This window comes from Dactylosporangium darangshiense (assembly GCF_039537565.1).
GTDB classification, from domain to species: domain Bacteria; phylum Actinomycetota; class Actinomycetes; order Mycobacteriales; family Micromonosporaceae; genus Dactylosporangium; species Dactylosporangium darangshiense.
On record NZ_BAABAT010000005.1, the window covers coordinates 296,653 to 315,156 of the forward strand.

Annotated in this window: 17 protein-coding genes; 9 read left to right on the forward strand and 8 right to left on the reverse strand. The window is 69.8% G+C overall.

Annotation, left to right across the window (positions count from 1 at the left end):
• Positions 1-68 precede the first annotated feature (68 nt).
• Both ABD901_RS13630 and ABD901_RS13635 read left to right on the forward strand, forming a co-directional pair.
• Positions 69-1,856, forward strand: a complete 1,788-nt coding sequence (locus ABD901_RS13630; protein ID WP_345125317.1) for a 3-hydroxyacyl-CoA dehydrogenase family protein — start codon at positions 69-71, stop codon at positions 1,854-1,856.
• 22 nt (positions 1,857-1,878) lie between these two features.
• Positions 1,879-2,208: a hypothetical protein gene (locus tag ABD901_RS13635; RefSeq protein WP_345125327.1), complete on the forward strand. Its 330-nt coding sequence runs from the start codon at positions 1,879-1,881 to the stop codon at positions 2,206-2,208.
• Here the strand turns inward: ABD901_RS13635 and ABD901_RS13640 are convergent.
• The gene (locus tag ABD901_RS13640) at positions 2,199-3,149 is read right to left on the reverse strand and encodes a glycosyltransferase family 2 protein (RefSeq protein ID WP_345125330.1); all 951 of its coding nucleotides are present in this window, start codon (positions 3,147-3,149) and stop codon (positions 2,199-2,201) included. The two genes, ABD901_RS13635 and ABD901_RS13640, sit on opposite strands and share 10 nt — an antisense overlap.
• A gap of 822 nt (positions 3,150-3,971) precedes the next feature.
• On the opposite strand from ABD901_RS13640, the gene ABD901_RS13645 reads away from it, so the two are divergent.
• The gene (locus ABD901_RS13645; protein WP_345125332.1) at positions 3,972-5,462 is read left to right on the forward strand and encodes a sugar transferase; all 1,491 of its coding nucleotides are present in this window, start codon (positions 3,972-3,974) and stop codon (positions 5,460-5,462) included.
• Positions 5,463-5,513: 51 nt separating this feature from the next.
• Here ABD901_RS13645 and ABD901_RS13650 read toward each other — a convergent pair whose 3' ends face one another.
• Entirely contained in the window at positions 5,514-6,557 is a 1,044-nt protein-coding gene (locus tag ABD901_RS13650; protein ID WP_345125335.1) for a hypothetical protein, read from the reverse strand.
• A gap of 155 nt (positions 6,558-6,712) precedes the next feature.
• A complete protein-coding gene (locus ABD901_RS13655) occupies positions 6,713-7,627 on the reverse strand; it encodes a TIGR03621 family F420-dependent LLM class oxidoreductase (RefSeq protein WP_345125339.1) in 915 nt (304 codons plus the stop codon).
• Positions 7,628-8,146: 519 nt separating this feature from the next.
• On the opposite strand from ABD901_RS13655, the gene ABD901_RS13660 reads away from it, so the two are divergent.
• Entirely contained in the window at positions 8,147-9,148 is a 1,002-nt protein-coding gene (locus tag ABD901_RS13660) for a hypothetical protein (RefSeq protein WP_345125341.1), read from the forward strand.
• Positions 9,145-10,614 carry an oligosaccharide flippase family protein gene (locus ABD901_RS13665; RefSeq protein ID WP_345125344.1) on the forward strand — a complete coding sequence of 490 codons (1,470 nt, stop codon included), beginning with the start codon at positions 9,145-9,147 and terminating at the stop codon, positions 10,612-10,614. The genes ABD901_RS13660 and ABD901_RS13665 overlap by 4 nt, the downstream gene beginning before the upstream one ends.
• Positions 10,615-11,363: 749 nt before the next feature.
• On the opposite strand, the gene ABD901_RS13670 is transcribed toward ABD901_RS13665, so the two are convergent.
• From ABD901_RS13670 to ABD901_RS13685, 4 genes are all read right to left on the reverse strand, one after another.
• A complete protein-coding gene (locus tag ABD901_RS13670) occupies positions 11,364-12,134 on the reverse strand; it encodes a maleylpyruvate isomerase family mycothiol-dependent enzyme (RefSeq protein ID WP_345125346.1) in 771 nt (256 codons plus the stop codon).
• 77 nt (positions 12,135-12,211) lie between these two features.
• On the reverse strand, positions 12,212-12,712 hold the full coding sequence (locus ABD901_RS13675; protein ID WP_345125348.1) for a DUF456 domain-containing protein: 501 nt from the start codon (positions 12,710-12,712) through the stop codon (positions 12,212-12,214).
• Positions 12,713-12,774: 62 nt separating this feature from the next.
• Positions 12,775-13,779 (reverse strand): alpha/beta fold hydrolase, encoded by a 1,005-nt coding sequence (locus ABD901_RS13680; protein WP_345125350.1) that lies wholly within the window; start codon positions 13,777-13,779, stop codon positions 12,775-12,777.
• Between the two features lie 55 nt (positions 13,780-13,834).
• Positions 13,835-14,239 carry a DUF7144 family membrane protein gene (locus tag ABD901_RS13685; protein ID WP_345125353.1) on the reverse strand — a complete coding sequence of 135 codons (405 nt, stop codon included), beginning with the start codon at positions 14,237-14,239 and terminating at the stop codon, positions 13,835-13,837.
• 130 nt (positions 14,240-14,369) lie between these two features.
• On the opposite strand from ABD901_RS13685, the gene ABD901_RS13690 reads away from it, so the two are divergent.
• Genes ABD901_RS13690 through ABD901_RS13700 form a run of 3 tightly spaced genes read left to right on the forward strand, consistent with a single transcriptional unit; the run spans position 14,370 to position 16,045 of the window.
• Positions 14,370-14,744 carry a DoxX family protein gene (locus tag ABD901_RS13690; protein ID WP_345125355.1) on the forward strand — a complete coding sequence of 125 codons (375 nt, stop codon included), beginning with the start codon at positions 14,370-14,372 and terminating at the stop codon, positions 14,742-14,744.
• Between the two features lie 56 nt (positions 14,745-14,800).
• Positions 14,801-15,313, forward strand: coding sequence for a MarR family winged helix-turn-helix transcriptional regulator (locus ABD901_RS13695; protein WP_345125358.1), 513 nt, complete (start codon positions 14,801-14,803; stop codon positions 15,311-15,313).
• 30 nt (positions 15,314-15,343) lie between these two features.
• Positions 15,344-16,045 (forward strand): SDR family NAD(P)-dependent oxidoreductase, encoded by a 702-nt coding sequence (locus tag ABD901_RS13700; RefSeq protein WP_345125361.1) that lies wholly within the window; start codon positions 15,344-15,346, stop codon positions 16,043-16,045.
• Here ABD901_RS13700 and ABD901_RS13705 read toward each other — a convergent pair.
• Positions 16,042-16,854 (reverse strand): alpha/beta hydrolase, encoded by an 813-nt coding sequence (locus tag ABD901_RS13705; RefSeq protein WP_345125363.1) that lies wholly within the window; start codon positions 16,852-16,854, stop codon positions 16,042-16,044. The two genes, ABD901_RS13700 and ABD901_RS13705, sit on opposite strands and share 4 nt — an antisense overlap.
• A 127-nt stretch (positions 16,855-16,981) precedes the next feature.
• Between ABD901_RS13705 and ABD901_RS13710 the strand changes: the two genes are divergently transcribed.
• A complete protein-coding gene (locus tag ABD901_RS13710) occupies positions 16,982-18,487 on the forward strand; it encodes an aldehyde dehydrogenase family protein (RefSeq protein WP_345125365.1) in 1,506 nt (501 codons plus the stop codon).
• Positions 18,488-18,504: the final 17 nt, after the last annotated feature.

Below are 18,504 nucleotides of genomic sequence, written 5' to 3' on the forward strand. Positions count from 1 at the left end.
GCTGGTTCCGCGGGGCCGGCATGGCAGACTCGCCAGTAACCTGAGCGGTCGTTTGGGAGGGTCGTGCGATGGCGCGCGAGTTTGCATCCGTGGGCGTGGTCGGCCTGGGCACGATGGGCGCCGGGATCGTCGAGGTGTTCGCCCGCAACGGCGTGGCGGTCACCGCGGTCGAGGTGAGCGAGGCCGCCGTGCACCGGGGCGAGGAGACGCTGCGCGGCTCGGTGGAGCGCGCGGTGCGCAAGGGCAAGCTGTCCGAGGAGGACCGCGACGCCCTGCTGGGCCGGGTCACCTTCGCCGTGGGCCTCGACGCGCTGCACGCCGCCGACCTCGTCATCGAGGCGGTGCCCGAGCACCTCGACCTCAAGCAGCGGATCTTCGCCGAGCTCGACCGGGTCTGCAAGCCCGAGGCGATCCTCGCCACCAACACCTCGAGCCTGTCGGTCACCGAGATCTCGGTCGCCACGAGCCGGCCCAACCAGGTCATCGGCATGCACTTCTTCAACCCGGCGCCGATCATGAAGCTGGTCGAGGTGGTGCGGACCGTCGTCACCGCCGAGGACGTCGTCACCGACATCGAGGCCCTGTGCACCCGGTTGGGCAAGGTCGACGTCACGATCACCGACCGTGCCGGGTTCATCGCCAACGCGCTGCTGTTCGGCTACCTCAACCAGGCCGTGTCGATGCTCGAGGGCAAGTACGCCACGCGCGAGGACATCGACGCCGCCATGAAGCTCGGGTGCGGGCTGCCGATGGGGCCGCTCGCCCTGATGGACCTCATCGGGCTCGACACCGCCTACGAGATCCTCGACACGATGTACCGCCGCGGCGGCCGCGACCGCCGGCACGCCCCGGTGCCGCTCATCAAGCAGATGGTCACCGCCGGGCTGCTCGGGCGGAAGTCCGGCCGCGGCTTCTACACCTACGAGAGGCCCGGCTCCCCCGTCGTCGTGCCCGACGAGGCCACCCCGAGCCCGGACGCCGAGTCGGCGGGCGCCGCGCGCACCATCGCGAAGGTCGGCGTCGTCGGCTCCGGGACCATGGCCACCGGCATCATCGAGGTCTTCGCCAAGGCGGGCTTCGAGGTCGTCTCGGTGACCCGCGGCGCCGAGCAGTCCGGCCGCACCTGCGAGGCGCTGAAGACCTCGCTGAACAAGGGCGTCGTGCGCGGCAAGCTGACGGAGGCCGACCGCGACGCCGCCATCGGCCGGGTGACCTGGTCGGCGACGATCGAGCACCTCACCGACGTCGACCTCGTCGTCGAGGCCGTCGTGGAGGAGCTGTCGGTCAAGAAGGCGCTGTTCGCCTCGCTGGACGAGATCTGCAAGCCGGGCGTGGTGCTGGCCACGACCACGTCGAGCCTGCCGGTCGTCGAGCTCGCGGTCGCCACCGAGCGCCCGGCCGACGTCGTGGGCCTGCACTTCTTCAACCCGGCCCCGGTCATGGGGCTGGTCGAGGTGGTGCGCACGATCCGCACCTCGGACGCGACGGTGGCCACGGCCACGGCGGTGTGCCGGGCGCTGGCCAAGCACGCGGTGGTGTGCTCGGACCGGTCCGGGTTCGTGGTCAACGCGCTGCTCTTCCCGTACCTCAACGACGCCGTCAAGATGGTCGAGGCCTCCTACTCCACCGCCGACGACATCGACTACGCGATGAAGCTCGGCTGCGGCTACCCGATGGGCCCGTTCGAGCTGCTCGACGTCGTCGGGCTGGACGTCTCGCTGGCCATCCAGCGCGAGCTGTACCTGGAGCTGCGCGAGCCGGGCTTCGCGCCGGCGCCGCTGCTGGAGCACCTGGTGACCGCCGGCTACCTGGGCCGCAAGGTCGGCCGCGGCTTCCGCGACTACTCCAAGCGCTGAGTGCTCCCGCTACGCTTGTGGTGTGTCACCCCGGCGCAACCACCCCAAGCGTGATGAAGACCCGCCGCCGCTCGACCTCGAGCGGATCAAGCGGGGGGTCGGCGCCGTGCAGGCGTGGAGCGATGGCGAGTGGCAGGTCAGCAACATCCCGGCCAGCGCTGCGACCAAGGCCTACCGCTGCCCGGGCTGCGACCAGGAGATCGCTGCGGGCGTGCCGCACGTGGTGGCGTGGCCGGCCGACGAGCGCGGCGACCTGACCGACCGCCGGCACTGGCACACCGGCTGCTGGCGGGCCCGCGACCGGCGCGGACCCAACGTCCAGCGCGGCCGCAGCGCACCTCGCTACGGCTGAGGCGCGGTCCTGCGCGTTTCCTGGGGCGAGCGTTTGGCCTGGGCCGGCAGGTGCGGCGCCGGCACCGGCACCGGCGCATCGGTGTCCATGGTGGACAGCCAGGCCCGGTCCTGCCACGCGGAGCGCCACGGCTCGCCGGTGAACGAGCGGGCCAGCGCGGCGGCGATGAGCGTCCAGCCGGCGGCGCGGGCCTGCCCGGGCGACCAGTGCCGGTGCGCGAACGCCATCCGCTCGGCCAGGCCGGCGATCGTGACCTCGCGGGCGCCCGGCGGCGCGGTCAGTGACGCCATGTGTGCGTCGGGTACGAGGACGGGGCGGGCGCCGTGCGCTCGGGCGCGTACCGTCAGATCGGCCGCGGGCAGGCGCTCGTCGAAGCCGCCGAGGGCGTCCCACAGGTCCCGCTCCACCAGCAGCATGCGCGGCGTGAGCGACGGCACCTCGCCGCCGATCGCGCGGTCCAGCCGCGGCAGTCGTTCGGGGTCCAACGGCAGGCCGGTCGCCACGCACACCGTGCCCCACAGGGTGGGCGGCCCTTCAACGGTCCGGCCATCGTCGGCCCGGTCGCGCATCGTGCGCCCGGTGTAGAGGCGGCACTCGGGGTGCCCGCCCGCGTACTCGACCAGGGTGCGGATCGCGTCGCCGACCGGTTCGAGGCCCGGGTCGAGCAGCAGCAGCCACGGCGCGCGGGCCTGTGCCGCGCCCAGGTTGGCCGCGGCGAGCGGGTGCAGCGGCGCGTCCCGGCGCACGAGCTTGACGCCGCGGAACGCGTGCCGCACGGCCGACGCCGTGTTGTCGGTGGACCCGTTGTCCACGACGATCATCTCGGTCGGCACCTCGGTGCCGGCCTGCAGCGCGGCAAGGCCCTTGAGCAGGCCCTCTCGGGCGTTGTGCGCGACGGTGACGATGCTGACGACGGGTGCTGTCCTGTTACCACTGCTCACGAGCTGCTCCCACGACTGCACTAAGCGGGCCGAAAGCCACCCGGATAGTACCGGCGGGGAGGGTGATTGAGCCGAAAGTACCGCGAGAAGTCCGCCGGGAGGCCGATCGTGATCCCGACCATCGGGCGGTCGGAGCAGCGCAAACGTAGAAACCAGGCAGGAACTCACCTCCGGTCCACCTGCCGCCACCTGGCCGGACGCTGCTATCCTCCCAACGGCGGCGCAGGAAAGCCCGGCCAGCAATTTGTGCTCATGCATTCAAACATCCCTTGCACCATTGCCCCCCGCGGTCCATTCGGCGGGCGCCTGGTAAAACAAGGTGGAAGCGCAAAGTGCCATGCTGTCGGGGGCGACGGCTTGACGGTGACGCTCGGTTTAAGGTGATGCGGTGCGTAACGGGCGCTGGACGGACGGTGATCATGGTGACCGACATGGTGATCATGCGTCCGGCCTGGCCAGACGCCCCGCGCCACATTCCCGGTCGTCACTTTCCGATCTTTAAGTCCAGCATAGAAGTCAATTAAGGCGACGCAGCGTGATTACCCCGGAAGTTAGCCGCGGAGGGCGGGCAGCGGTCGGGATTCGAGCGTGGCGTCTTGTCCTTTTTTCCCTTATTGGACGACGGTTCCGGCAGAGGTACAGCACGGGCTGTGTCAATAGCACCTTCAGCCAGGTCGGGAATGCGGCACGACGGTACCGGCTATGCGACTTCCTCGGTACCTTACGGCCGGGGTTCGACCGCGCACCGGCTGTCGCGGCGGCGGGCGCCACCACATTTCACCTTCGATAAGTGGATCTGAGCAGGCACGTAAGGGGGTTGGGATGGTTCTGGCGGATTCGGCCACGGTCGAGACCGCGGTGATGGCGGCGTTCCCGGGAGTCCAGAAGCGCCGGCTCAGGTCGACCGGGCGCAACCTGCTCGTCGCCTTCCTCGGCGACGTCCTCGCGGTGACGATCGCCATCACGACCGTCGTACTCTTCATGGCCGGCGATCTCATGGGCGGAGCGTTCGTCGCGCCCGGAGAGGGCGTGCCGCCGGCGTACTCCGTCACGGGGTTCGCGCTGTTCTGGCTGCTGCTGCTCGCGAGCTGCCGGATGTACGACCGCTGGTTCCTGGAGAACCGCACCGGCATGCTCTACCGGACCATCCGCGCCGCCGTCGTCGCCGTCGCCGTCCTCGCGCCCGTGTGCGTGCTCTTCGACATGCTGTACCTGCTCAAGCCGCTCATCGTGGCGGTGCCGGTCGCGACGGTGCTCACCATCGCCGGCCGCTACGCCACCGTGGCCATGCTGAGCACGCTGCAGCGGGAGTACGTGCGCCAGCGCACGCTGCTGGTCGGGCAGGCCGAGTCCGTCGTGGGGCTGCTGACCGCGCTGCAGCGGGACCGCTCCTACGGGCTGCGCGTCGCCGGGGCCTGCATCACCGACCTCGACGACGCCCGCAAGATCACTGCGCATTCCATTCCGGTGTACGGCGACCTGAAGGACGTCGCCGGCACGGCGCTCGGCGCCGGCTGCACCGCCGTGCTCGTGGCGCTGCCGCTGGAGCTGGACCCCTACACGATGCGCCGGCTGGCGTGGGAGCTGTCCGACAACGACATCGAGCTCCTCGTCGCGCCGGCCCTGCCCGAGGTCGCGCCCGAGCGGGTCGCGGTGCTGCCCAGCGGCGGCGGCCCGCTGCTGCACGTGCGGGCCCCGATCCTCACCGGCCCGCAGCGCGCGGTCAAGAACGTGCTGGACCGCATGCTCGCCGGGCTGCTGCTGCTCCTCGCCGGCCCGTTCATGCTCGTGGTCGCGATCCTCATCCGCACGACCAGCGACGGCCCGGCGCTGTTCCGCCAGCCGCGCGCGGGGATCAAGGGCAAGGAGTTCACCTGCTACAAGTTCCGCACGATGGTCAAGGACGCCGACAAGCGGCGGGCCGAGATCGCGCACCTGAACCAGCACGGCGACGGCGTGCTGTTCAAGATGAAGCGGGACCCGCGGGTGACCAAGGTCGGCGCGATCCTGCGCCGCACCTCGCTGGACGAGCTGCCCCAGCTGCTCAACGTGATCAACGGCACCATGTCCATGGTCGGCCCTCGCCCGCCGCTGATGTCGGAGGTCGAGGCGTACGACGAGGACGTGCGCCGGCGGCTGCTGGTCAAGCCGGGCATGACGGGCCTGTGGCAGGTCTCGGGGCGCTCGGAGCTGTCCTGGCAGGAGTCGGTGCGCCTGGACCTCAACTACGTCGACAACTGGTCGCCGCTGCTGGACCTGCGCATCCTCGGCCGCACGGTCACCGCCGTGGTGCGGGGCACCGGCGCCTACTGAACCGCACGAAAAAGGGCCCCGCCGCGGCGGGGCCCTTTTCTTTGGTACCGCTTAATCGTGACGCTGCGGCGCCGGAATCGGCTGGCCGGTGTCCGCCCAGACATTTCCTGAATTCGTGGTGAGCGTGGTTTGCGTGCTCAGCAAAATCGGACACTTGAAGCTCGAGTGCCGGCCGAACCGATTGTTGATCACGACGATGCCGCCGAGCGGGGCGTTCACGTGGTTGAAGTTCAGCGTGCACCCGCCGCCGTCGAGCCAGTTGTCCTCGACCCGCGCGTTCTTGGCCGAGTCCTGGAAGGCCGCGTTGCCGTCGTGCGTGGTCGACATGTCGATGTTGTTGTGCTTGAGCACCACGTTGCTGTCGCCCAGGAAGCCCTGCACGCCGTCGTTGTGGGTCGCGCCGCCGCCCTGGTTGGGGTCGCTCGCGAACCACGACATGTCGTGGATGTAGGAGTCCTGGACCAGCACGTTGCTGCCGGTCTTCACACCGTCGACGCTGCCGTGGATGTTGGCGCGGTAGATGCTCAGGTTGTTGGCGTAGACGCCGTCGAGCGTCGCCGACGGGTTGGACGGCACGAACTCGGAGTCCTCGACGACCGTGCCGGTGCCGCGATCGGTGTCCAGCAGCGCGTTGTTGCTGCTGGTGGCGCGCCCGCGGAAGACGCAGTTCACAAACCGGATGTTCTTGCCGGTGACCTTCACGAAGCCGTGGAAGTCCTTGCCGCTGATCACCTGGTTGTCGGTCGAGAACGTCTGGTCGCCGTTGACGACGGTCAGCTGCGTGCCGGGCCGCACGCCCGTGCTGCTCGCGTCGGGCTTGCCGTTGGTACGCGGCCCGCCGGTGCTCCCGCCGCCGCCACCACCGCCGGTGGGCGGCGCGCTGGTCGGCTTGCGCGTGGCGCTGGCCGACGCGCTGGCCGAGGCCGACGGGCTGCCCGCCGGGCTGTTCGAGGGATCCACCGAGGCCGCTGCGGACGTCGAGGGCTGCGTGGAGCCGCCCGCCGAGGGCCGGCCGTCGTCCTTACAGCCGGCCACGCCCACGACCAGAACGCCGCAGGCCGCGGCGGCCGTCGCTATCCGTAACGCACTAAGCATTTCTGCTCCTGTCCAATTTGCCCTTGAGGCTCGATTGGTGAAGGCCGCGGACCACCATACCCGGGTTTTTCGTAACCGGAAGTGGCCGCGCGATCGCAGAATGCTGATCTTCGATGTCACTCTTAGTAAGGCTTTACGGTCGCCTTACGTTTGTCTTAGGCGAGCCGACTCACGATTTCGGCCACTCCGTCGGCGTCATTGCCCAGGTGGATCTCGGTTATGCCGACCGTCTCGCGAAGCTCGAGCAGCGCGTCGATGCACCGCTCCACGTCGCCGTCGAGCACGAGCGGCGACTTCTCCACCGCCTCCTGGCCGAGCCAGTCCACGAGCCCCGACGTGGAGCGGCTCTCCGACCCCCCGGAGCCCTGCACACGCACGTCGAGCAGGTTGGCCTGCAACAGGATCGCGCCCGGGTCGGGGCGCTCCGTGGCCGCCGCCCGCACGATCTCGGCCTTCTCGCGCAGCCCCTCCGCGCTGATCTCGCGCGCCATCTTCGCCGGGTCGCTGTGCTCGGTCAGCCGTGGCGGGTTGATGCCGACGATGTCCGCCTCGCGCCCGCCCAGCTGCAGCATCCGCCGCCCGCCGCCGCCGACCATGATCGGCGGGTGCGGCCACTGCACCGGCTTGGGCGCGCCGAGCGCGTCGCCGACGCGGAAGTGCTCGCCCTCGAACGTGAACCGCTCGCCGGCGAAGAGGCCCTTGAGCACCGCGATGGACTCGGCGAGCCGGTCCACCCGCACCGGCGCCGGGTCGAAGCGCACCCCCGAAACGGTGTAATCCAACGGACGCCACCCCGCACCGAGCCCCAGGGTCACCCTTCCTTCGGATATGACGTCGAGGTTGCTGATGGAACGGTGCAGGAAGAACGGGTGGTAAAAGTCATTGCACAAGACGCTTGTCGACACGCGCAGCGTGGTCGTGGCCTCGGCGGCGATCGTCATCATCGTCATGGGGTCCATCGACCACCCGTCGCCCAGGTGATCGGCGATCGCCACGGAGTGATACCCGAGATCTTCGATGTGCCGGAGACGATTGCGCCACTGCTCGATGGGCTGGCGCAGATGCGGCATGGACGTGATGAAGTGAAATGGGCGATTTTGTGCGGTCACCAGACCCCCACGAGCTGGTTAGGCCGAACATGACTTGCGCGGTGAACGTAGCCGACGCCAACTTGGACTGGAAGATGCGTCATAAATTTGTCATATTCTCGGAAGGCGGTTCGGTCGTGCGTAGAGTACGCCCGTCCCGAGTCGGAAATCTGCGAAACGGCGGCCATAGTGCCGGCGCGGAATGTCGTTTTTTCCGGGTACCGCAGATTTTCGGGGTGAAACGCGGAGAAGCCGGCGGCGGGCTTGTCCGTGACGCTTCAACCTCAGCGAGTAGCAGCCGCGAGCCCGGGTCCCTGAGGCAGCCGCGCGAGGGTCGAATGTCGGCCGCCCGCAACGGAAGCCGGGTGTCGGAGGTTGTGTGAGTTCGGTACGGCGAACCGCGGCGCGGCCGCGGACCACAGACGGAGGCGGTCTGACTTGCAAACGCAAACATCGGTCCGGCGGGAGCTGCTGAACCTGCGGGCCGGGGACCTGGTCGAGGTGCTCAGCCAGGAGGAGATTCTCGCCACACTCGACGAAAACGGCGAATACGAGTCTTTGCAATTCATGCCCGAAATGCTGCAGTACTGCGGTCAGCGCTTGCGGGTGTACAAATCGGCGCACAAGGCCTGCGACACCCTCACCCGAACGGGCATCCGCAAGATGGAGAACGCGGTGCACCTTCAGGGCGTCCGGTGTGACGGCGGCGGCCACGGCGGCTGCCAGGCGGCCTGCATGATCTATTGGAAGACGGCATGGCTGCGCAAGGTCGCCGACGGTGAGCCCGAGCCGTCGACGCCCAAGGCCGAGGCGCCCGAGGACGCGCGCCTGCTGCCGCTCATCACGCTCAACGCCCGCGGCCCGCGCTTCGAGGACGGCGCCGAGCGCTACCGCTGCCAGGCCACCGAGCTGCTGCGCTCCGCGCCCGAGGTGCTGCCGCTCAAGAACCTGGGCCAGTTCGTCACCGACGTGCGCACCGGCAACTTCGGCGTCATGTGGACGTTCCGCGCCGTCGGCGTGGGTTTCTACAACCGCTTCCAGGGTGTCAGCACGAAGGTCCTGCCGAAGTGGGCCCGCCACCGCGGCGGCCGGCACTGGGGCTTCCTCAAGGGCCGCGCCACCGGGAAGACCCCGGATATCCGCAAGGGCCTCGAGCCCGGCGACCTCGTGCGCATCCTGACGCGCAAGGAGATCGAGCCGACGCTCAACGACCAGCTGCTCAACCGAGGGATGGGTTTCGACTCCGAAATGGCGAGGCACTGCGGCCGAACGGCCCGCATCGCCCGCCGGATCGACCACATCGTGGACGAGAACACGGGTCGAATGATCCATATGAAGAGCCCTTGTCTTGTTCTGGAGGGCGTCATCTGCGAAGGTGCCCTCAACGCGAACTGCCCGCGCGCCATCACCCCGTACTGGCGCGAAGCCTGGCTCGAGAAGATCGAGGAGGGTGGCAGCGACGCGGACCAGTCCAAGATTCCGGCGCAGAGAGCTGCTGAGTGACCAACACCGAAGAAATCCAGCGGATCCACACCGAGATCGGCGACAAGGCGGGCCGCGGCCTGCGCTGGAGCCTGGTCGGCACCCTCGCGGCAAAACTTGGATCCTTTGCGATGGGCCTGGTGCTGGCCCGCCTGCTCAACCCGTCCGACTACGGCACCTTCGGCATTGCCACGGCAGCGCTGGCGGTACTGATGCACATCAACGACGTCGGCCTCATCGCCGCCGTCGTGCAGTGGCGCGGGAAGCTCGAGGACATGGCCCCGACGGCGGCCACTTTGGCCGCCGTCTTCGGCGCCGTCGTCTACGGCATCTTCTGGCTGGCCGCGCCGGCCTACTCGGCCTTCTCAGGTGAGGCCGACGCGGTCGGCGTGGTCAGGCTGCTCACATTGGTCATCGTCATCGACGGCCTGACAGCGGTCCGAAGCGCCAAACTCATGCGAGAGTTCCAGCAGGACAAGCTGATCATCGCCAACACCGTCGGCCTCCTCTTCCAGGCCGGCATCTCCATCCCGCTGGCCGCAATGGGCTCCGGCGCCTTCAGCTTCGCCTGGGGCCAGGTCGCCGGCGCCGCCGCGACGGGCCTGCTCGTCACGATCTTCGCCCGCGTCCCACTGCGCGTCGGCTTCAACCGCGAGATCGCCTGGAAGCTGCTCGTCTACGGCTTCCCCCTCGCGATCAGCCTCGGCATCGAGGCCATCGTGATGAACGTCCAGCTCGCCGTGGTCGGCCGCATCAACGGCCAGGAGCTGCTGGGCTTCTACGTGCTCGCCTTCAACACATCGATGTGGGCACAAACCATCCTGGGCACCGCCATCCGCTACGTCTCGGTGGCAGGCTTCTCCCGCCTCTCGGAAACCGACGACCGCGCTCTGGCCGAGGGCGTACACAAGTCGGTCCCCATGCTGGTCAGCGTCGTGGCCCCGATCGTCGCCCTGATGTCGGTCCTGGCCACACCACTCATAGGCCTGATGTACGGCGACCGCTGGCTCCCCGCGGCGCCTGTCCTGACCCTGCTGGTAGGCCTCACGTTCGTCCGCATGGTCACCGGCCTGGCCATGGACGCTCTGATGGGCGCCGGCGCCACCCGCTCCACGTTGTGGATCTACCTGGGCTGGTCGGTCGCCTTGATCCCCGCCCTCTGGTACGCCACGAATGCCTACGGCATCAAGGGCGCCGCGATCGCCCAGACCGGCGTCGGCCTGCTCGTAGCCATCCCTCTGACGGCAATCGCTCTACAGCGCGCCAACGTCGCCCTGCGCCCGCTCGGCCGCCCACTGGTCCGCCCAATCCTGGCCACGATCTTGTCAGCCGCGGTAGCCATCCTCGTGATGCGCGTAACGGGTCCGTACGAGATCGTCCAGCTGGCCGCCGCGGGCCTCGCAGGCATCCTGGTCTACATCCCGTTGGTGGTCCCGCTGGACCAACTGCGCCGCTTCCCGTCCACGCTGCGCCGCAGCCCCGCGTAGCTCCCCGCGCCCCGCTTCCCTCCGTGCCCCACGGAGGGAAGCCCAGCCTTCGGCGCCGCGCGGGCGAGCCCAGCCCGCGGCGCCGCGGAGGAAGGCCCGCCCGCGGCGCCGCCGCCTGCGCACCCACAGGGTTCGCCAGCGCAACGCAGCGATGCGCCCACCCCGTCGCCCGACATTTTCTTTCCACGATCACGCGTTTTCGCCCGACTGCAGGGCCGGTTTTTCATGATCGTGGAAAGAAAATGCCGCAGCGGACCTGAACCCGCGGACCAGCCTCAGCCCACAGCAGCGCGAACTGCCCAGCCTGAGCATTGTGGCCGTATTTGTCGCCCGTCAGGGGATAAATCCGACATGTCGTGGCGCGAAGCGCCCGACATGTCGCTGAGCAGACAACGGCGCCCTGCGCCAGAGAGCGGACCTAGCGGAGCACGGAGACTACAGGCCACGAAGACCGCGAAACCGAGCGCCGCCCCAACGCCCGCAACCACTACTCCACGCCAGGCAACCCACGACGCCCAGCAACTACCAGCAACTGCCACGCACGGAGTAACCACTACCCCACGCCAGCCAACCCTCGACGGCCAGCAACTGCCACGCACGGAGAAACCACTGCCCTACGCCAGGCAACCCTCGACGGCCAGCGACTGCCACGACTGGAGCAACCACTCCCCCACCCCCCAGGCAAGAGGCACACTCCCCCGGCCCCCCCGCCCCCCGGCCCCGCCCCCTCACCGCGCCACTAGCCCACCTCACGTCCAGCGAATCGTCGCCCGCTCCCGCCAACTCCCCAGCACCGCCAAATCCCCCACCGCATCCAAATCCGCCGTAGTCCGCCGATTCCACAGCGCCAGATAGAGATCGCTGGCCGACCCCCGCAACGTGCAGTCCGTGGCCGCGGTCGCACCCCGGACGATCGAGGCCCCCGACGGCGACATGGTGACCGTCCACGAGCGCGGCCCCTCGCACCGGGCGCCGTCCGTGACGTGGACCGCCAACGTGCACGGGGTGTCGCAGCGCAGGCGGCCGCCGCGCGAGCCGTAGAAGCCCATCAGGAGCTCGTCGATGCCGTCGATGCCGAGGTCGGCGTCGACGCCGGCGATGTCGCCGACGGCGCCCTGGAGGTCGGCGCGGTGGATGGTGGTCTCGTGGGCCTGGCGGCGGGCCCAGAAGGCGAGTGGGGAGTCGGCGGGGAGGAAGTGCCAGCACGACGTGGTCGGCGGGGCGGTGCGCAGCAGGTCGACGAGGTCGGTGTGGCCGGTCTGGAACCAGTCGATGAGGTCGTCGTCCGGCGGCATCGGGCCGACCGCGTTCTCCTCCTCCTCGTCGGACAGGATCGCGGTGCGGCAGTCGCGGACGTAGGTGGCCGCCCAGCGGTGGACGTAGCCGACGTGGTGGACGAGCTCGCGGACGGTCCACTCGGGGCACGTCGGGACGGGGGCGTCGAAGCCCGCCTTCTCCGCGGCGTCGACGAAGTCCAGCCCGGCGCGCTCCAGTGCGTCGATGTGCCGACCGATCTCCATGTCGTCACTGTGCCAGAGGGGTACGACATTTTCGGTCGGGAACCGGATGCATGGGATGAAGGCGAGGGTGGGGCGTGCTACGCGAACCAGACGCCCGCCAGCCAGATCGCGGTGATGAGCAGGGCGGTGGCCAGCTCGATGAGCATCGACACGCCCGCGGCCTTCAGGGCGTGCTTGGTGGCCTGCCAGGCCTTGGCGGCGTCGCCGCGGCGGGCCAGCTCGACGAGGAAGACGCCCAGCACGAAGCCGAGGACCAGGCCGACGACCGGGATGACGAAGAAGCCGACGATGGCGAAGACGCCGCCCAGCAGCAGGGTGAGGTTGGAGACGCCGGCGCGCTGGAGGTTGCGGCCCGGTACCAGGTACTTCGCGGCGAAGCCCAGGGCCAGGACCACCGTTGCGGCGATGCCGACCGCCCAGCCCGTCGCGCCGTGGCCGCCGAAGATCGCCCAGACCGCCACCCCGGCCCAGCACAGCAGGAGGCCGGGGAGCATCGGGATCAGCACGCCGAGGACGCCGACCACGACGGCGGCGGTGGAGATCAGCGTGACCAGGCCGCTGCTGTCGGTCGGATCCACACAGAACACTGTGCCGCACGCGTGAGCTCGCCGCACTCCGGCGGCGAGCTCACGACCATGCTTCAGGAGCCGACGACCTCGCGGAGGACGGCTGCGAACTCTTCCGGGCGCTCGATGTGCGGGCTGTGACCCACGCCGGTGTACACGATTTCGCGGAACGAGCCGCCCTGCTCGGCGTACCGCTGCAGCACCGCCCTTGTCTGTCCGACCATCGGCTGGGGCGGGCAGTCCTCCTCGCCCGGCCAGCCGGGGACGAGGCCGAGCTTGCCCAGCTGGGCCAGGTCGAAGAACGAGCCGTCGGAGACGATCGCGTCCTGGTCCCCGCGGATCCAGGTGACGGGCGGCTTGGACGGCAGGTCGACGATGCCCGATAGGTTCAGGTAGCCCGGGGACATGGTGTTGAGCACGCCGCGCGTGCCGGGAGCGGTGCCGGGCCAGTTGGCACTCGCGGTACCGTCGCCGGGGTATTGATCTTCTCCGACGGCCGTCGAGAGCATCGTGTCGAGGAGGAGCTCCTCGTCCTCGCCGAAGTCGAAGCCCGGTGCGGCGTAGAAGGCGCGCATGACGTTGCGCGGGCTGGCCTGCTCCTCGGTGCCGCGGTCCTTGGCGGCGAGCAGGCGCACGAAGTCGGGGTTCGCCGAGCCGCCGCCGCTCCCGGCGTGGTCGGGCGAGGTCGGCGTGCCGTCCAGGTCGCGGGTGCCGCCGAATCCGTACGGCGAGACCGGCGCCTCCAGCACCAGCCCGCCGATGCGCTCCGGGTGGTCCAGCAGCAGCTGCATCGCGACGCCGCCGCCCATCGAGTGCCCGACGACGGTGACCGGCCGCCCGGACTCCTCCGCCAGCGCCCGCAGCAGGGGTGCGACGTCGTCGGCGAAGTCGCGCAGGCCCCGTGTGGCGTCCACGCCCAGGGCCGGGCTCTCGCCGTACCCGCGCAGGTCCGGCGCCGCGATCCGCCAGGTCGCTGGCAGGTGGCGCACGAGGGGCTCCCAGAAGCCCGACGAGGAGCAGTTGCCGTGGATGAGCAGTACGGGCGGGCCGGATTCGGTCCCGTGGGTGGTGACGTGCATCACCGCATGGTCGCACCGGTCGTGGGCCGGTCACATGTGGCCGGCCCACACACCTCTACCTCACGACCGCCTCGTCGCGGCCATAGCGCGTCAGCGCCCAGATCACCGCGACGTCGGCCGCGATGATCAGCATCGACCACAGCGGGTAGTAGGGCAGGAACACGAAGTTCGCGATCGCGCTCAGCGATGCCAGGACGATGCCGAGGACCCTCCCCCACAGCTGCCCGGCGAGCACCGCGCCGCCGCCGATCGCCACCAGCACGCCGAGCGCGAGGTGGATCCAGCCCCAGGTCGTGACGTTGAACCCGAAGATGTAATTGTCGGCCAGCACGTAGAACGTGCGCTCGAGGATCGCGGTCAGCCCGACCACCATCTGGAAGATGCCGATGACCAGCATCATGCTGCCGCCGAAGACGGCGAAGCCGGTGACCCAGCGGGACTGACGCTGCAACGTCTCCATGACTTCACGGTCGGCGCCCGCCGGATGAGACTTCCTCACCTACAGGTCAGGACTTTCCGTCCCGCGACCTAGTTGACGCTTCAAGTTCATCGTCCGTACAGTCTGCCCCGGGGAACTTGAAGATTAAAGTATGAGGGAGTCCAAAGCCATGAACATCTTCCTGTGGGTACTGCAGATCGTGCTCGGCGCCGCGTTCATCATGGCCGGAATCATGAAGACCACGCAGCCCAAGGAGAAGCTCGCCGGGAACATGACCTGGGTCAACCGCCGCACTGCCGGGACCGTGAAGTTCATCGGCGCGATGGAGCTGCTCGGCGGCCTCGGGCTGATCCTGCCGTGGGCGACGGGCATCGCCACGATCCTGACCCCGCTGGCCGCGGTCGGGCTCGGGCTGGTCATGGTGCTGGCGATCGGCGACCACGTGCGCGCCAAGGAGTACAACGTCATCGGCTTCAACGTGATCCTCGGCGCCATCGCCGTCGTGATCGCGGTCGGCCGGTTCTGACGCGTATCGGACGCGTCATTGGCCGCCGCAGACAAGATCAAGGCAACATGGACGGCATGACCGACGAGGCACGATGGCTGGACGATACCGAGCGCCGCGCTTGGATGTCGCTGCTGGCCGTCGTGCTCGTGGGGTTTCCGGAGCTGGAGCGGACCTTCCGCCCGCACGGCCTCGTCCACGTCGAGTACGGGCTGCTGGCCGCGCTCAGCGACGCCGGCGAAGGGCTGCGCCTGTCCGACCTCGCCGGCGTGATGAACATGTCACCGAGCCGGCTGAGCCACCGGATGCGCAAGCTCGTCGATCTCGGCTACGTCGAGATCAGCGGCGACGCCTGCGACGGGCGGGTCAGCATCGCCCGGGTCACCGACGCCGGCCGGGAGTTCGCGGAGAGCGTCGCGCCCGCTCACGTCGCCGATGTGCGGCGGCTGATCTTCGACCATCTCGACCCCGCGCAGACCGAGGCGCTGGCCGACGCGCTGGGCGCGATCGCCGGCAAGCTCGGCGAATCCTGCCCCGGCGCGGCGGGTGCGCCGAAGGGACCACCGGTCCCCGGCACACGGGCCATGTAAATGACGTTGGGACAGGAATAGAGTGACCGCATGCGTGCCGTTGTGATCACTGGAGTGTCCCGCGGGCTGGGCGCCGCCTTCTTCGATGTGTCCAGCGCGCGCGGCGATCGCATCCTGGCGGTCGGCCGCCACTTCACCCCGGAACAACAGCAGCTGCGCGACGACCGCCCGGTCGACGTCACGCTGTTCTCCACCGACATCGCCGACGCGCACTGGCTACCCGACTACGACACGCTGCGCGCGTTCCTGCGCGACGCCGACGAGGTCGTGCTGATCCACAACGCCGCCGTGGTCGACCCGATCGGCGCCGTGGGCCGGCTCGCCACCGAGGCGATCACCAACGCGATCGCCGTGAACCTCACCGCGCCGATCGTGCTGACCAACACTTTCCTGCGCGCGGCGCCGTCCGACGCCAAGATCCGGCTGCTGTTCATCTCCTCGGGCGCGGCGCACCGGATCATCGACGGATGGGCGCTGTACTGCACCACGAAGGTCGCCGGCGAGACCTTCTTCGACGTCGTCGCCTCGCAGGTCAAGCACGACGAGCGGATCAGCGTGGTGAACATCGACCCCGGCCAGATGGACACCGGCATGCAGGAGAACATCCGGCGCGCCGCGGCCTCGGGCGCCTACTTCCCGGACCAGCAGCGGTGGGTCGACGCGCCCGCCGAGGGCCGGCTCGCCGACCCGCTCGCCGTGGCCGAACGCATCCTCAAGGAGCACGCCTCCTAGGCGTTCAGCACCTCTCGCAAGCGCGCGGCGAACGGGACCGCGTCGCCGAAGCCGCCGTGGCCGCCGGGGAACACCTCGGCGGTCGTCCCCAGCCGCGCCGCCAGCTCCAGACCGGCGCGGTTGGGCGGCTCGCCGGTGCTGGAGGCGCCGACGGCCGGCACGATGCGCGCGGTGCTCGCGCGCAGGCCCTCGAGATCGGGCACGTACGCGGCGACGGGCGGGATCTCGTTCGCCACGAACACCTCCAGGTTGCCCTGCATCCGCGCGGCGAACTCGGCCGACGGCGGCGTGCCGCCGCCGTCCTCGCCGCGCCCGCCCAGGGCCGCGCCGAAGACGCCCAGCGCCGAGCCGACGCCGTCTTCGCGGTACACCTCGGCAACCTGCGCCATCACGGTGCGCCAGTGGTCGAGGTCGGGCAGCAGCTCGAACACGGGCGGCTCGTGCGCGACCACGGTGCGCAGCATGCTCGGGTGCCGGGCGGCCAGCTCGAGCGCGATCGTGGCGCCGGAGCTGTTGCCGAACACGTCGGCGGGCTCGTGCTCGGTGACGCCCACCGCGCCCAGCAGGCGGTAGGCGTCGTCGGCCTGCTCCTCGACGATGAGGTCGGCCGGCGGACCGGACAGCGGGCTGCGCGAGTTGCCGCGCCGGTCGTAAGTGACCACGGTGCGCGCGTCGGCGAGGTCGTCGGCGAGGTCCGCGAAGCCCTCGGCGTCGTAGATGCCGCCGCAGATCAGCAACAGCACGGGACCGCTGCCGCGCACCTCGTAGTGCAGGGTGGCGCCGGGCACGGACAGCTTCTCGATCTTCACGGAATGCACGTCTGTTCCTCCTGTCGTCGATGTACCCAACGGTCGGAGCGACGAACGGGCTTTCGACATCGCTGCGAGGCGGGATCTGGCCCTACTCGCGAGTAAGTTCCGGGTTTACACTCGCGCCATGACCGCCACGCGAACTCCCGGTGTCCCCGCCATCGACGAGGGCTCGCTGATCTCGACCAACCCGGCCACGGGCGAGGAGGTCGGCCGCTTCCCGGTCGCCTCCCCCGATCATCTCACCGAGGCCGTCGCGCGGGCGCGCGATGCCGCCGCATGGTGGGCCGGGCTCGGGTTCGCCGGGCGCCGCCAGCGCCTTCTGGCCTTCCGCAGCGTGCTCACCAACCGCCTGGACGAGCTCGCCGCGCTCATGCACCGCGAGGGCGGCAAGCCGCGCGCGGACGCGCTGGTGGAGGCGATCGCCGCGATCGACCACGTCGCGTGGGCGGCGCAGCACGCGCGCAAGGTGCTGGGCCGGCGGCGGGTGGGCAGCTCGATCCTGCTCATGGAGCACGGGGCGTACCTCGAGTACCTGCCGCTGGGTGTGATCGGCGTGATCGGCCCGTGGAACTACCCGATCCTCACGCCGATGGGCTCGATCGCCTACGCCCTGGCGGCGGGCAATGCGGTGGTGTTCAAGCCCAGCGAGTACACGCCGGCGGTCGGCCAGTGGTTCGTGGACCGCTTCGCCGAGGTGGTGCCCGAACACCCGGTGCTGCAGATCGTCCACGGCCTCGGCGACGTCGGCGCCGCCCTGTGCCGCAGCGGGGTGGACAAGATCGCGTTCACCGGCTCGACGGCCACGGGCAAGAAGGTCATGGCCGCGGCGGCGGAGTCGCTCACCCCGGTGCTGCTGGAGTGCGGCGGCAAGGACGCGATGATCGTCGCCGCCGACGCCGACCTCGACGCGGCGGCCTCCGCGTGCGTGTGGGGCGGCCTCACCAACGCGGGCCAGACGTGCGTGGGCATCGAGCGCGTGTACGTGGCCGAGCAGGTGTACGACGAGTTCCTCAACCGCATCGTCTCGCGCGCCGCGAAGCTCAACGTGGGCGCCGAGCCGACCGACGACATCGGCCCGATCACCATGCCGTCGCAGGTCGACGTCATTCGCCGGCACATCGAGGACGCCCTGACCCGCGGCGGCCGCGCGATCCTCGGCGGCGCGGAGGCGGTCCAGCCCCCGTTCGTGAGCCCGACGATCCTGGTCGACGTTCCGGAGGATTCCGCCGCGGTACAGGAGGAGACCTTCGGCCCCACGCTCACGGTCACCAAGGTCCGCGACGCCGACGAGGCCGTCCGCCTGGCCAACAACACCGGCTACGGCCTGGGCGGCGCCGTCTTCTCCCGCTCGCGCGGCGTCGACCTGGCGCGCAGGGTCCGCTCCGGCATGACGTCGGTCAACTCGGCCCTCACCTTCGCCGGCATGCCGGCCCTCCCCTTCGGCGGCGTCGGCAACTCCGGCTTCGGGCGCATTCACGGCGCGGACGGCCTGCGCGAGTTCACGCGCCCGAAGGCCATCGTGAAGCGCCGCGGGCCCACGGTGCTGGCGGCGACCACCTTCGACCGCACCGAGAAGACCCTGCAGCAGATCGTCCGCGTCGTGAAGCTCGTCCACGGCCGCAGCAAGTAGAGCCCGGTCCGCGCCTG

Coding starts and splice junctions, on each gene's coding strand:
- ABD901_RS13630 (WP_345125317.1), top strand. CDS start 69: ATGGCGCGCGAGTTTGCATCCGTGGGCGTGGTCGGCCTGGGCACGATG.
- ABD901_RS13645 (WP_345125332.1), top strand. CDS start 3,972: ATGGTTCTGGCGGATTCGGCCACGGTCGAGACCGCGGTGATGGCGGCG.
- ABD901_RS13650 (WP_345125335.1), bottom strand. CDS start 6,557: ATGCTTAGTGCGTTACGGATAGCGACGGCCGCCGCGGCCTGCGGCGTT.
- ABD901_RS13655 (WP_345125339.1), bottom strand. CDS start 7,627: ATGCCGCATCTGCGCCAGCCCATCGAGCAGTGGCGCAATCGTCTCCGG.
- ABD901_RS13670 (WP_345125346.1), bottom strand. CDS start 12,134: ATGGAGATCGGTCGGCACATCGACGCACTGGAGCGCGCCGGGCTGGAC.
- ABD901_RS13680 (WP_345125350.1), bottom strand. CDS start 13,779: ATGCACGTCACCACCCACGGGACCGAATCCGGCCCGCCCGTACTGCTC.
- ABD901_RS13685 (WP_345125353.1), bottom strand. CDS start 14,239: ATGGAGACGTTGCAGCGTCAGTCCCGCTGGGTCACCGGCTTCGCCGTC.
- ABD901_RS13690 (WP_345125355.1), top strand. CDS start 14,370: ATGAGGGAGTCCAAAGCCATGAACATCTTCCTGTGGGTACTGCAGATC.
- ABD901_RS13695 (WP_345125358.1), top strand. CDS start 14,801: ATGACCGACGAGGCACGATGGCTGGACGATACCGAGCGCCGCGCTTGG.
- ABD901_RS13700 (WP_345125361.1), top strand. CDS start 15,344: ATGCGTGCCGTTGTGATCACTGGAGTGTCCCGCGGGCTGGGCGCCGCC.
- ABD901_RS13710 (WP_345125365.1), top strand. CDS start 16,982: ATGACCGCCACGCGAACTCCCGGTGTCCCCGCCATCGACGAGGGCTCG.